A 12,824-nucleotide genomic window follows, 5' to 3' on the forward strand; every position below is an offset into this window, starting at 1 on the left:
ACTTTTCTATTGTAAAAATTAATAGTGATGAACAAAACTATGATAATTTTTTTAATGAGGATAATGCTTTTGGAATATGTTTGGTGGCCATCAAACTATTATCAAATATTAATGTTATGATTCCATTTTTATCGGCTACATAAGTTACTCTTCCAGGAAGTAATCCAAACAAACCCGAAGGAACTCCAAAAAGATTTCTAATTTTTTTATTAGAATCGGATAAAAGTATAAATGGCAATTGATGCTGTTTTGCAAATTTTTGATGAGAAGCAACAGTGTCACTGCTAACCCCAATAACCTCAGCACCTAAATCAGTAAAATCTTCATATTGATCTCTAAACGAACACGCTTGAGCGGTGCACCCTGGAGTATCATCTTTAGGATAAAAATAAATTACTACAGGCTTTTTTCCTATTATAAATTGGCTTTCAAAAACAGTTCCATTAGTGTTTATTGCCGTAAAATTGGGTATTCTATCTCCTACTTTAAGTGCCATTATTCTCCTCTGTAGGTTACAAAATTACGTGGTGTTTCGTAAAGCACTACTTCTAATTCGAATTCTGATTTTATTTTTTTTCTAATCTTATTCCAAATTACAACTACAATATTTTCAGCAGTTGGATTTAGATTTTCAAATTCGGGAACATCCAAATTAAGATTTTTATGATCAAACGGGATTTCAACTTCTTCTTTAATAATATCTGTTAAGAATTTTACATCCATAACATACCCTGTTTCTTTGTCTATTTCGCCAGTTACACTAACTATTAGTTCGTAGTTGTGCCCGTGAAAATTAGGATTATTGCATTTGCCAAAAATCAAATCATTTTGTTCAAAAGTCCAATCTTTTCGATACAATCGATGGGCTGCATTGAAATGGGCTTTTCTGGATATTGTTACTTTCATAATAAATTTGATTTTAAAAATTGAAGTTAAAGTGAATGATCTTCTATAAAATGGTAAAATTCATCAAATATTATTTTGAACCAAACGGTATAAATATCAGGATTCAAAATCATATCCTCTTTTACATCTTGAATTTTCATCCATTTCCAATCTTCCACTTCTTCTGGATTTATGACTGGACTCTCATTAAAGTAACCAATCATTACATGGTCGAGCTCGTGTTCGGTCAATCCGTTATCAAAAGGGGCTTTGTAAATAAAATGAAAAAGTTCTTTTAATTCTGCTTTAAAACCCATTTCTTCAAACAATCTTCTTGTTCCCGCTTCTATATTTGTCTCTCCATTACGTTGATGGCTGCAACAAGTATTTGTCCATAATAATGGCGAATGGTATTTTTGATGAGCTCTCTGTTGCAACATGATTTCGTTGTCTTTATTCAAAACAAAAACTGAAAAAGCACGATGCAAAATTGCTTTTTGGTGAGCCTCTAATTTTGGCATTAATCCAATTTGCTCATCGTTTTCGTTCACTAAAATTACTTCTTCTTCTTTCATAGGATTTTGTGAATGTCAAAAATACAAAAAAAGAAATGGTCTTTGCTTACTTTTTAAATTTGTGAAAAGTTTAACTAGTGTTTGATAGCCATCAAAACCGATAGTCTTCCTAAATTTATAGTTGATAAGTTAAACGATTTTAAACGTTAAAGTTTATTTAAATGAAAGTCTAATTGTAAACTAACTGACATTTCAAAGTGTAAATTCGCTTGTAAATTTGTAGTGAAATTAAAAACTAAAAATTATGAAAAAAAGGTTGTTTATTTTAAATGTAGTATTGATGCTGCCGATGTTAATTTTTCAAGCATGTGGCCAAAATCAAACTAATAAAGTAGAAACAAAAAAATCTAATCCTATGGAAAATAAAATGAATACATCAGATAATCCGTATTATTCTAGAACAAGTACTGAAAAACTTACTGTTTCTGACTCAGAATGGAAAAAAATACTACCCGAAGATTTGTATCAAGTGGCACGAAAGGCCAATACAGAAAGAGCTTTTACGGGCACACTTTGGAATTCTGAAACTAAGGGAACTTATTATTGTGCAGTTTGTGGCAACAAATTATTTCGTTCAAATCAAAAATTTGTAAGCAGTTGTGGTTGGCCTAGTTTTTTTGAACAAGAAAATAAATCAAGTATTGTTTTTAAAAACGACAACTCCTATGGAATGCGCAGAATTGAAGCACTTTGTGGCAGATGCAACAGCCATTTAGGACATCTTTTTGATGATGGCCCAGAACCTAACGGAAAAAGATACTGTATGAATGCCGTTTCTTTAGAATTTGAACCTGATACTAAATAAGATGAAAAATTTAATACTACTATGCCTTATAGCAACAAATATGTTTGGGCAAAAAATAGAGAAAAATAAAATGAAATCAGAACCTAATTTAGAAACCATAGTAATTGGCGGTGGTTGCTATTGGTGCGTTGAAGCCGTTTACGAAAATCTTATAGGAGTAAAATCAGTTGTCTCGGGATTTTCTGGAGGAAGTGTTAGCAATCCTACTTATGATGAAGTCTCTTCGGGAAGAACAGGCGCTGCTGAGGTTGTTCAAATTACGTATGACACAAATAGTACTAATTTAGATGAAATTTTTAAAGTCTTTTTTACCGTTCATGATCCAACCACTTTAAACAGACAAGGAGCCGATGTTGGCACACAATACCGTTCAGTAATATTTTATAAAAATGAAAAACAAAAACTGGTCGCTCAAACCATTATAAGTGCATTAAAAAAAGCTAAAGTATATAAAAGTCCTATCGTTACTACATTAGAGCCTTTTTCAAAGTTTTATAAAGCTGAAGAATACCATCAGAATTATTATGAAAATAATAAAAGTCAACGGTATTGCCAAATGGTCATTCAACCCAAGATTGAAAAATTTGAAAAAGTTTTTAAAGACCGATTAAAAAGAAAATAGTTATTAAAAGAAAAAGCCATAAACATAAAAATTGTTCATGGCTTTTTTTACTACTTTGATACATTTTATAATATATAATCTGTATTAATAAAATTAGATTCTTTACTATTCAATAACGCTTGTAAAATCTCGTTGTTATAGTCATTGTCTTTTGAAGCTACAAAAGTTCGAATAGAGAACGAACGCAAGGCATCATGAATACTCAATGTTCCTACAGCAGAATCTTTACGTCCTGTAAATGGAAAAACGTCTGGTCCTCTTTGACAAGAACTATTTAAATTTACACGTGAAACAAGATTAACCAATGTATCAATTAATGGAGCAATGGTTTTGATGTTTTTTCCAAACAAACTTACTTGTTGTCCATAATTAGACTCGGCCATATCATTTAAAGGCTCTTGAATATCTTTAAAAGTCATAATTGGCACAACTGGTCCAAACTGCTCTTCATGATATACTCTCATGTTTTTATTTACTGGAAATAAAACAGCTGGGAAAATAAAATTTGCTGAATGTTGACCGCCTTTCTCATTAATGACTTTTGCGCCATTTTTAGTGGCATCGTCAATCAATTCCTGAATGTAAGCTGGTTTTTCTTTCTCAGGTAATGGTGTCAAAGAGACTCCTTTTTCCCAAGGATTTCCAAAAGTTAAACTATCAACTTTAGCAGCAAAACGTTTATTAAACTCATCCGCTATTGTTTCATGCACATACAGGATTTTTAATGCAGTACAACGTTGCCCATTAAAAGATAACGATCCTGCAATACATTCCTGAATAGCCAAATCTAAATCGGCATCTGGAAGAATAATTGCTGGATTTTTGGCTTCTAATCCTAAAATTAAACGCAATCTGTTTTTGTTAGGATGCTGATCTTGCAAAGCAATTGCTGATTTACTGTTTCCTATCAAAGCTAAAATATCTACTTTTCCTGATTTCATCACTGGAGATGCAACTTCTCTACCTCTACCATATAAAATGTTTATAACTCCTTTTGGGAAACTACTTTTAAACGCTTCTAACAAAGGTGATATTAATAAAACTCCATGCTTCGCTGGTTTAAAAATTACAGGATTTCCCATAATTAATGCAGGAATCAATAATGAGAAGGTTTCATTTAATGGATAATTATAAGGCCCAAGACATAGCACAACTCCTAATGGTCCTCTGCGCACCATAGCATTTATTCCTTGAACTTTAGAAAAATGAGCACTTCTAGCATTTAATTCTTTATAACTATCAATGGTATCATAAATATATTCAACTGTTCTGTCAAACTCTTTTTCAGAATCTCCTAATGTTTTTCCAATTTCCCACATCAAAAGTTTAACTACTTCACTTCTAGTAGTTTTCATTTGAGTTACGAACTTTTCCATGCATTTAATGCGATCAGCCACTTTCATCGTTGGCCACAAGCCTTGTCCATTATTAAATGCGACATCAGCTGCTGTAACCGCTTCTAAAGCTTCGGTTTCTCCCATAAAAGGAATAGACCCTAATAAAGTTGGTTCGTATTTTTCAGTAGATGAAATTGTAGAGAATACTGGCGTTGTTTGCCCTGTCCATTTTTTTAGTTCGCCATTTACTAAATAGGTATCTTGAACAATTGGTGTACTAATTTGAAATTCTTCTGGTATCGAAATCATTGTTAAAAATTTTTGCTAAAAATACAACTTTTTACCTAACAATATATTGGCCTTTTGTTTTGTCCTTAACAATCAAAAAACAAATTATTCATATCTCAATATATTTCTGAAATTTAATTTTTTATTGAATTATTAATAACAATTTATGCTTTTTTAAAATAAATCATTACAGAAATAATTCAAAAATGTTTCAAACTTTTCACAACCATCAAAGCACACTTCTCCCCATCAATGGCCGCTGAAATTATGCCACCGGCATAACCAGCACCTTCACCGCATGGATACAACCCTTTTATTTGAAGATGTTCTAATGTTTCTGAATCTCTTGGTATTCTAACGGGTGATGATGTTCGACTTTCTGGTGCATGCAAGATTGCTTCATTAGTAAGATATCCTCGCATCGATTTTCCAAATTCAGTAAAACCTTCTCTTAATATTTGGGCTAAAAAACTTGGAAAAATCTGTCCCATTTCTAAAGAAGTGGTTCCAGGGACATATGATGTTTTTGGGATAGACGAAGAAACTTTATTTTGAGTAAAATCAACCATACGTTGGGCTGGTACTTTTTGAGTAGAACCTGCTAAACGCCAAGCTTTTTGCTCAATACTTTTTTGAAATTCCATTCCAGCTAATGCACCAAATTTAGCAAATGGTTTAAAATCATCTAATTTTAATTCAATAACTATTCCTGAATTGGCTGTTGCTTGATCTCGCTTTGATGGCGACCAACCATTTGTAACTACTTCTCCTGGACTTGTTGCACAAGGAGCGATTACACCACCCGGACACATACAAAACGAATACATTCCTCGTCCGTTAACTTGTTTTACAATCGAATAAGGTGCTGGAGGCAGCAACTCACCTCTATAATCACAACTGTACTGAATACTATCTATTAAGGATTGAGGGTGTTCTGCTCTTACGCCCAAAGCAAATGGTTTGGCTTCTATAAATACCTTTTTTCTATCTAATAATTCAAAGATATCGCGAGCAGAATGTCCTGTTGCTAATATTATTTTTGACGCTGCAATGCTGTCTCCGTTTTGAGTAACAATGCCTTGAAATTCATTGTTTTTGATTAAAATATCCGTTAGTCGGGTTTCGAATAGCACCTTCCCTCCCATTTCGATAATTTTTTCTCGAATGTCCTGAATAATTTGAGGTAATTTATTAGTTCCAATATGCGGATGCGCTTCAATTAAAATATCTTCCGAAGCTCCAAATGCAACTAAAAGTTCTAGAATTCTAGTAACATCTCCACGCTTTTTAGATCTTGTATATAGTTTTCCGTCCGAATAAGTTCCCGCACCGCCTTCTCCAAAACAATAATTGGAATCTTCGTTTACAATATGATTGACATTTATGGCTTTTAAATCTCGTCGACGTCCACGAACATCTTTTCCACGTTCAATTACTATTGGTTTCAATCCCAATTCTATTAATTGTAAAGCAGCAAAAAGTCCAGCCGGACCAGCGCCAACAACAATTACTTCTTGAGCATTGGAAACGTCTTTATACTCTGGAAGTTGTATTCTTTGTTCAAAAAATGGCTCATTCTGTAAAAAAATCAATAATTTTAAATTGATTTTAATTGCTTTTTGACGAGCATCTACCGAACGTTTTTGAATAGTGATATGTTGAATTTCTTTTGAAGTAACTTTTATTTCCTTAGCCAAATAGTCTTTGAGTAATGACTCGTTTGAAGCTATTTCTGGAGATACTTGAATAAGAAGTTCTTTTGGCATTTTATAGTGTTTATTCATTGATTAGTTTAATCGTTTATTCGAAAAACAGAATCAATATGCAAAAATAGTATTTTGAAGTGAATTTTGATTGTAGAATTTAGAAACCATTTTCAAATTATACTTTGTATCTTAGCCACTAAAAATATTTGTACCTCAAAAAATGTCTAGAAAAATAAAATTGATATGGGATTTTCGTGGACCTACTTCCTCAAAAACGGCTGAACATCATGAAATTCATTTAAAAGAATTCATATCTATCGAAAAGTTTTCTTTAAACATTACTGGTTTCGAAATTAAAAACGAAATGCATGCTATTGCTTTTATGGTAGTTACGGATGAAAACATGATAGTGATTCGTGATACCTTGAAACCTCATCGTGGGGAACTATATGAAGGATAAAAATTAGAACTCTAATTCGCTACTTCGCTAATAAACTTAATTCGCATTAAACGCAATTCGTCAATATCATAATCACCATCAAATTCCTTTAAAGCATGTTCTATATTATCAGATTCTGATTCCATAAAAAAATCATAAATTTCTTCCTGTTGATCATCATCTAATAGGTCATCTATCCAATATTTAATATTGAGCTTTGTTCCTGAGTTTACAATCTGCTCCATTTCTTTTATTAAAGCATCCATATTCATGCCTTTAGCGGAAGCAATATCTTCTAAAGATAATTTTCTGTCTATATTTTGAATAATGTATAACTTGTTTGCCGAATTGGCTCCAGTAGATTTTACAACTAAATCATCAGGACGAATAACATCGTTATCATCTACATAACGACTTATTAATTCTACAAATTCTTTTCCGTATTTCTTGGCTTTTCCTTCTCCAACTCCATGTATATTTCCCAGTTCATCTAAAGAAATTGGATATTTCAAAGCCATGTCTTCTAATGATGGATCTTGAAACACTACAAACGGAGGAACACCTAATTTTTTGGCTACTTTTTTTCTTAAATCACGCAACATAGACATTAAAACCTCATCGGCAGTTCCTGTAGATTTTGCTGCCGTTACAATTGCTTCATCTTCGGTTTCGTTATATTCGTGATCTTCTGACATCAGGAATGAAACGGGATTCTTAATAAAATTTAATCCTTTTTCGGTTACTTTAACAATTCCGTAGGTTTCAATATCTTTAGATAATAATCCGTCCACTAAAACTTGGCGAATTAATGCCATCCAATAACGTTCTTCGAAGTTTTTTCCTACTCCGAAAAAAGGTTGCGTATCAGTTCTATACGCTTTTATCATAGCATTTACACGACCAATTAATGTGAAAACTATTTCTTTAGATTTGTATAAATGCTTGGTGTCGCGAACTACTTCCAGCAAGGTAACCACCTGTTTTTGTGCTTCTACTTTAGTTTTAGGATTTCGAACATTATCATCCATATCAGCCCCGTCTCCTGTTTCGCTGTCGAATTCTTCACCAAAATAATGCAATAGAAATTTTCTTCTTGATATAGAAGTTTCGGCATAAGCTACAACCTCTTGCAACAATGCAAAACCAATTTCTTGTTCAGCAACAGGTTTTCCTGACATAAATTTTTCTAATTTTTCTACATCTTTATAGGAATAATAGGCTAAACAATGTCCTTCGCCTCCATCACGACCGCCACGACCTGTTTCTTGGTAATAACTTTCTAATGATTTTGGAATGTCATGATGAATCACAAAACGAACATCAGGCTTGTCGATTCCCATTCCAAATGCAATGGTAGCAACCACTACATCAACATCTTCCATAAGAAACATATCTTGATGTTTGGCTCTGGTTTTAGCATCAAGTCCTGCATGATAGGGTACCGCACTAATTCCGTTTACTTGTAAAACTTCGGCAATAGCCTCTACTTTTTTGCGACTCAAGCAATAGATAATGCCTGATTTTCCTTTGTGTTGTTTGATAAATCGAATAATATCCGATTCTATATTTTTAGTTTTTGTTCGAACTTCATAAAATAAATTAGGCCTATTGAAAGAAGCTTTAAAAGTGGTTGCATCTGACATCTCTAAATTTTTTAGAATATCCTCTTGTACTTTTGGTGTTGCAGTAGCTGTTAATCCTATAACTGGAACGTCTCCTAATAGCTTAATGATGTTTTTAAGATTTCTGTATTCCGGTCTAAAATCGTGTCCCCACTCAGAGATGCAATGCGCCTCATCAATAGCGACAAATGAAATAGGCACATTTTGAAGAAAATTGACATATTCTTCTTTAGTTAGCGATTCTGGAGCAACATATAAAAGTTTTGTTAAACCTGAAGTAATATCTTTCTTAACTTGAGTAATCTCTGTTTTGGTAAGCGATGAATTGAGTACGTGAGCGATTCCATTTTCAGAAGATAAACTTCTAATGGCATCGACCTGATTTTTCATTAAGGCAATTAACGGGGAGACCACGATTGCTGTTCCTCCTTGAACTAAAGCGGGTAATTGGTAACATAACGATTTTCCACCACCTGTTGGCATAATTACGAAAGTATTTTCTTTTGCCAATATCGCTTTTATAACCTGTTCTTGTAAACCTTTAAATTGGTTAAAACCAAAATATTTTTTTAGTTCTTTGTGTATGTCAATTTCGTTTGAATTCATTCTTTGTTAATGGTATTTTTGTATAAATTTGCAACACATAAAGATACTAATTTCTTTTACACTTACAAATTTTATAACAATTCTGTTTTGATAACTAAAGAAAATATATTGGCTACAGCCAAAAAAACTATTTTATCTGAGAGCCAATCGATAGCAAAACTCGCTGATTTTCTTGATGAAAGCTTTGTCAAAGCAACCAAAATCATCTTTGATTGTAAAGGCAGATTGATTGTAACCGGAATAGGAAAAAGTGCCATTATTGCGCAAAAAATTGTAGCAACAATGAACTCTACAGGAACGCCATCGTTATTTCTTCATGCTTCAGAGGCTATTCATGGTGATTTAGGTATGGTTCAAAAAGACGATGTTGTCATTTGCATCTCAAAAAGTGGCAATAGTCCTGAGATAAAAATTCTAATCCCTATTTTAAAAAATTTCGGAAATACCTTAATTGCCATCACAGGAAACATGACTTCCTTTTTAGCAAAAAATTCCGATTGTGTTTTAAATACCACTATTGACTCTGAATCGTGTCCTAATAATCTTGCGCCTACTAATAGCACTACCGCTCAGTTGGTAATGGGCGATGCTCTTGCTGTTTGTTTAATGGAAATGAGGCATTTTAAACCTGAAGATTTTGCAAAATACCATCCAGGAGGGGCATTAGGTAAAAAATTATTGCTTAAAGTTTCTGCAATGTTGGTACATTCATTAAAACCAATGGTTGCTCCAGATACTTCTATTAAAAAAGTCATTTTCGAAATTTCTGAAAAACGCTTGGGAGTTACAGCAGTAATCAACGAGAATAAAGTAGTAGGGATTATTACCGATGGCGATATTAGAAGAATGCTAAGTTATAGAGATTCTTTTACCGATTTGACTGCTAAAGACATTATGACAAAAAATCCAAAAATGATACAATCGACTGATATGGTAGTTGATGCATTTAACATCATGGAAGATTTTTCTATCACGCAACTTGTAGTTGTAGATAATGGTGAATACAAAGGCGTATTGCATTTGCATGATATTTTAAAAGAAGGAATATTATAATGGCAAAAAAGCAATTAAAAGAAATGTCATTTTTAGATCATCTTGAAGACTTAAGATGGTTGCTCATTCGAATTACTATAGGAGTTTTAGTAGTTTCTTGTTTATCGTATTTTATAATTGATTATGTATTTGACCAAATTATTTTTGGTCCCATTCATCCTGATTTTATAACCTACCGATTATTTTGTGAACTAACCACCTATCTCGGTGCTGATAACGGAGGAATGTGTGTCAAAGAAATGCCATTTATCATTCAGAGTACCGAAATGGGCGGTCAATTTTCTATATTTATTTGGACCTGTATTACGGCAGGATTCATTCTTGGTTTTCCTTATATTTTATGGGAAATCTGGAAATTTATAAGTCCCGCTTTGTATGAAAAAGAAAAGAAAAACGCCGTTTGGTTTATTTTAACTGCTTCGATATTGTTTTTTACTGGCGTTTTGTTTGGCTATTATTTGATATTACCCTTATCTGTTAATTTTTTTGGAGGCTTTAATGTGAGTAGCGTTATTAAAAACGAATTCAATGTCGATAATTATATAGGTATGGTAAAAACATCAGTGATATCTTGCGGATTAATTTTTGAATTGCCCATTGTAATTTATTTCCTGACTAAAATTGGACTTGTAACTGCACAAACTTTAAGACAATACCGAAGATATGCTATCGTTATTATTCTAATTGTTGCAGCAATAATCACACCACCTGATATTTTAAGTCAAATAATTGTATCTATACCGCTTTTAGTGCTGTATGAAATAAGTATTTTTATTGCGGTGTTTGTAAATAAAAAAGAAAAAAATGTCTGATTTAGTAAAAGAATTCAATGATTATCGTTCTAAAATGAACGAAAAATTAGTAGCCGACAACAATAAAATCGTAAAACGAATTTTCAATCTTGATACAAATGCTTACGCAGAAGGCGCTCTTGATGTAAAAACCAAAGAGTTGCTTGGATTAGTAGCTTCAGCCGTTTTACGATGTGACGATTGTGTAAAATATCATTTAGAAAATTGTCACAAAGAAGGTATTTCTAAAGAAGAAATGATGGAAGCCATGGGAATTGCAACTCTTGTTGGCGGAACTATAGTTGTACCTCATTTGCGTCGCGCTTACGAATTTTGGGAAGCTTTAGAAAATAAAGCGTAAGAAATACAATTTCTAAAAAAGTTGCATAACGAATTTTGAACCACGAACATAAAATGATTTTAAGAGCAGAAAATTTAGTCAAAACTTATAAAGGAAGAAGCGTTGTAAAAGGCATTTCGGTAGAAGTGAATCAAGGAGAAATTGTGGGACTTTTAGGACCAAATGGAGCCGGAAAAACGACTTCATTTTATATGATTGTAGGATTGGTGAAACCAAATGCAGGAAATATTTATCTCGACGATTTAAATATTACCGATTTCCCTATGTACAAAAGAGCGCAACAAGGCATTGGTTATTTAGCTCAAGAAGCGTCAGTTTTTAGAAAATTGAGTATTGAAGACAATATTTTGAGCGTTTTGCAATTGACGAATCATACTAAAGCTGAGCAAGAAGCCAAAATGGAATCGCTTATTGATGAGTTTGGTTTGCAACACATTCGAACCAATCGTGGTGACTTGCTTTCTGGTGGGGAACGCCGTAGAACTGAAATTGCGCGTTGTCTAGCAACCGATCCAAAGTTTATTCTTTTAGACGAGCCTTTCGCTGGTGTAGATCCTGTTGCTGTTGAAGATATTCAGAGAATTGTAGCACAGTTAAAAAACAAAAATATTGGTATTTTGATTACTGACCACAACGTTCAAGAAACCTTAGCTATTACTGACAAAACGTATTTGATGTTTGAGGGTGGTATTCTAAAAGCTGGAGTTCCTGAGGAACTAGTTGCTGACGAAATGGTACGACGTGTTTATTTAGGTCAGAATTTTGAATTGAGAAAGAAAAAATTGGAGTTTTAGTTTCTTTTTCTCCACATTAAAGAATTGACTTCGTAGAGTTACATTTCGTGGAGTAACAGCGGATTCTTTACCTAGCTTTTCTATTTTTAAAATATTCAAATTTATGAGAATAATGCCTTTTATTATCAAAACCAACATAATTAATATTTTCACAATATGACAAATCGCCATCAACAACGTTTGTTCCACCAAAACTGAAAAACTCCAAATTATTTAAGTTTTTTATAAATGAGATTGTCGGTATTTCATTTGAATCTAAAATCAATAATCTTTTAATCAATTTTAAATTGCCTAAAACTTCATAATCTTTAATTTTTTTACATTTTTCAATTTCTATTTCCTCTAAACCATTTGACAAATAATTCAAATCTGAAATACTTTCCAATTTATTTCCACTATAAAGTTGCAGTTTTTTTAAATTATTTAAACGATCTATACCTTTTAATGAAATAATATTTGTTTGGAAAAGATATAGTTCGGTTAAATTTTCAAATATTGGAAAATTGGATAAATCTTTAACTTTAGGATTAAATTTAGACAAAATTAATTTTTTTAAGTTCACACAGCTTTCCAATCCTTTTAAATTTAAAGTAAAATCACATGATAAAGTTTCTAAATCAGGAAAATTCGATAAATTAATCACATTATTTTTATCATCTGAATATTGAAGCGTTTTTAATTTTATCATCTTATTTAATACCGAATAATCAAACTTATCTCCAGAAATTGATATGCCTTCAATAAAATCTTTTATTTTTAAAAGAAAATCTAAATTATTTGTTTTGAAACCTTGATAGTAGTTTATACTAATTTTTCTAATATTGTTCTTGAACAAAAAATTTATACAATCATCAATTCTTGAAGAATCCATAAATAATGATTTGTAATCATTATGTTCTAGAACTTTAAATCCATCAATTGTTTCTGTTATCATTTTTAA

General features: G+C 32.2%; 14 protein-coding genes. 7 read left to right on the forward strand and 7 right to left on the reverse strand.

What is annotated here, in order from left to right; all coding sequences use genetic code 11:
* Positions 1–37: 37 nt before the first annotated feature.
* The 3 genes from F6464_RS04060 to idi are packed head-to-tail and all read right to left on the reverse strand — an operon-like array spanning position 38 to position 1,460.
* Positions 38–496, reverse strand: coding sequence for a peroxiredoxin (locus F6464_RS04060; protein ID WP_151106534.1), 459 nt, complete (start codon positions 494–496; stop codon positions 38–40).
* Positions 496–906, reverse strand: a complete 411-nt coding sequence (locus F6464_RS04065) for a 6-pyruvoyl trahydropterin synthase family protein (RefSeq protein ID WP_151106535.1) — start codon at positions 904–906, stop codon at positions 496–498. Before F6464_RS04065 ends, F6464_RS04060 begins: the two co-directional genes overlap by 1 nt.
* A 26-nt stretch (positions 907–932) precedes the next feature.
* A complete protein-coding gene (gene idi, locus F6464_RS04070; RefSeq protein ID WP_151106536.1) occupies positions 933–1,460 on the reverse strand; it encodes an isopentenyl-diphosphate Delta-isomerase in 528 nt (175 codons plus the stop codon).
* A 244-nt stretch (positions 1,461–1,704) separates the two neighbouring features.
* Here idi and msrB point away from each other — a divergent pair, with 244 nt between their 5' ends.
* Both msrB and msrA read left to right on the forward strand, forming a co-directional pair.
* The gene (gene msrB, locus F6464_RS04075; protein ID WP_151106537.1) at positions 1,705–2,265 is read left to right on the forward strand and encodes a peptide-methionine (R)-S-oxide reductase MsrB; all 561 of its coding nucleotides are present in this window, start codon (positions 1,705–1,707) and stop codon (positions 2,263–2,265) included.
* Position 2,266: 1 nt separating this feature from the next.
* Positions 2,267–2,887: a peptide-methionine (S)-S-oxide reductase MsrA gene (gene msrA, locus F6464_RS04080; RefSeq protein ID WP_151106538.1), complete on the forward strand. Its 621-nt coding sequence runs from the start codon at positions 2,267–2,269 to the stop codon at positions 2,885–2,887.
* A gap of 65 nt (positions 2,888–2,952) precedes the next feature.
* Here the strand turns inward: msrA and F6464_RS04085 are convergent, their stop codons facing one another.
* Both F6464_RS04085 and F6464_RS04090 read right to left on the reverse strand, forming a co-directional pair.
* Positions 2,953–4,533, reverse strand: a complete 1,581-nt coding sequence (locus F6464_RS04085; RefSeq protein ID WP_151106539.1) for an NADP-dependent glyceraldehyde-3-phosphate dehydrogenase — start codon at positions 4,531–4,533, stop codon at positions 2,953–2,955.
* 179 nt (positions 4,534–4,712) lie between these two features.
* A complete protein-coding gene (locus F6464_RS04090) occupies positions 4,713–6,278 on the reverse strand; it encodes an NAD(P)/FAD-dependent oxidoreductase (protein ID WP_151106540.1) in 1,566 nt (521 codons plus the stop codon).
* Between the two features lie 160 nt (positions 6,279–6,438).
* On the opposite strand from F6464_RS04090, the gene F6464_RS04095 reads away from it, so the two are divergent.
* A complete protein-coding gene (locus tag F6464_RS04095; protein WP_151106541.1) occupies positions 6,439–6,678 on the forward strand; it encodes a hypothetical protein in 240 nt (79 codons plus the stop codon).
* An 11-nt stretch (positions 6,679–6,689) separates the two neighbouring features.
* Here F6464_RS04095 and recQ read toward each other — a convergent pair whose 3' ends face one another.
* Complete coding sequence (gene recQ / locus F6464_RS04100; protein WP_151106542.1) at positions 6,690–8,885, reverse strand: DNA helicase RecQ; 2,196 nt, start codon at positions 8,883–8,885, stop codon at positions 6,690–6,692.
* 87 nt (positions 8,886–8,972) lie between these two features.
* On the opposite strand from recQ, the gene F6464_RS04105 reads away from it, so the two are divergent.
* From F6464_RS04105 to lptB, 4 genes are read left to right on the forward strand one after another with little or no spacing between them, the layout of a single operon-like run.
* Entirely contained in the window at positions 8,973–9,938 is a 966-nt protein-coding gene (locus tag F6464_RS04105; RefSeq protein WP_191963320.1) for a KpsF/GutQ family sugar-phosphate isomerase, read from the forward strand.
* A complete protein-coding gene (gene tatC, locus F6464_RS04110) occupies positions 9,938–10,750 on the forward strand; it encodes a twin-arginine translocase subunit TatC (RefSeq protein WP_151106543.1) in 813 nt (270 codons plus the stop codon). Before F6464_RS04105 ends, tatC begins: the two co-directional genes overlap by 1 nt.
* Positions 10,743–11,090 (forward strand): carboxymuconolactone decarboxylase family protein, encoded by a 348-nt coding sequence (locus tag F6464_RS04115; RefSeq protein WP_151106544.1) that lies wholly within the window; start codon positions 10,743–10,745, stop codon positions 11,088–11,090. The genes tatC and F6464_RS04115 overlap by 8 nt, the downstream gene beginning before the upstream one ends.
* Positions 11,091–11,143: 53 nt before the next feature.
* A complete protein-coding gene (gene lptB / locus F6464_RS04120; protein ID WP_151106545.1) occupies positions 11,144–11,884 on the forward strand; it encodes an LPS export ABC transporter ATP-binding protein in 741 nt (246 codons plus the stop codon).
* Positions 11,885–11,951: 67 nt separating this feature from the next.
* Here the strand turns inward: lptB and F6464_RS04125 are convergent, their stop codons facing one another.
* Positions 11,952–12,818: a leucine-rich repeat domain-containing protein gene (locus F6464_RS04125; RefSeq protein WP_151106546.1), complete on the reverse strand. Its 867-nt coding sequence runs from the start codon at positions 12,816–12,818 to the stop codon at positions 11,952–11,954.
* Positions 12,819–12,824 lie beyond the last annotated feature (6 nt).

The sequence above is a fragment of the Flavobacterium luteum genome (genome assembly GCF_008806775.1).
GTDB lineage: Bacteria > Bacteroidota > Bacteroidia > Flavobacteriales > Flavobacteriaceae > Flavobacterium > Flavobacterium luteum.

What these genes read in the sequence shown, in the direction of transcription:
- recQ (WP_151106542.1), bottom strand. Translation starts at nt 8,885, where the DNA reads ATGAATTCAAACGAAATTGACATACACAAAGAACTAAAAAAATATTTT.
- F6464_RS04115 (WP_151106544.1), top strand. Translation starts at nt 10,743, where the DNA reads ATGTCTGATTTAGTAAAAGAATTCAATGATTATCGTTCTAAAATGAAC.
- F6464_RS04090 (WP_151106540.1), bottom strand. Translation starts at nt 6,278, where the DNA reads ATGCCAAAAGAACTTCTTATTCAAGTATCTCCAGAAATAGCTTCAAAC.
- F6464_RS04065 (WP_151106535.1), bottom strand. Translation starts at nt 906, where the DNA reads ATGAAAGTAACAATATCCAGAAAAGCCCATTTCAATGCAGCCCATCGA.
- msrB (WP_151106537.1), top strand. Translation starts at nt 1,705, where the DNA reads ATGAAAAAAAGGTTGTTTATTTTAAATGTAGTATTGATGCTGCCGATG.
- F6464_RS04085 (WP_151106539.1), bottom strand. Translation starts at nt 4,533, where the DNA reads ATGATTTCGATACCAGAAGAATTTCAAATTAGTACACCAATTGTTCAA.
- lptB (WP_151106545.1), top strand. Translation starts at nt 11,144, where the DNA reads ATGATTTTAAGAGCAGAAAATTTAGTCAAAACTTATAAAGGAAGAAGC.
- F6464_RS04060 (WP_151106534.1), bottom strand. Translation starts at nt 496, where the DNA reads ATGGCACTTAAAGTAGGAGATAGAATACCCAATTTTACGGCAATAAAC.
- tatC (WP_151106543.1), top strand. Translation starts at nt 9,938, where the DNA reads ATGGCAAAAAAGCAATTAAAAGAAATGTCATTTTTAGATCATCTTGAA.
- idi (WP_151106536.1), bottom strand. Translation starts at nt 1,460, where the DNA reads ATGAAAGAAGAAGAAGTAATTTTAGTGAACGAAAACGATGAGCAAATT.
- F6464_RS04095 (WP_151106541.1), top strand. Translation starts at nt 6,439, where the DNA reads ATGTCTAGAAAAATAAAATTGATATGGGATTTTCGTGGACCTACTTCC.
- msrA (WP_151106538.1), top strand. Translation starts at nt 2,267, where the DNA reads ATGAAAAATTTAATACTACTATGCCTTATAGCAACAAATATGTTTGGG.
- F6464_RS04125 (WP_151106546.1), bottom strand. Translation starts at nt 12,818, where the DNA reads ATGATAACAGAAACAATTGATGGATTTAAAGTTCTAGAACATAATGAT.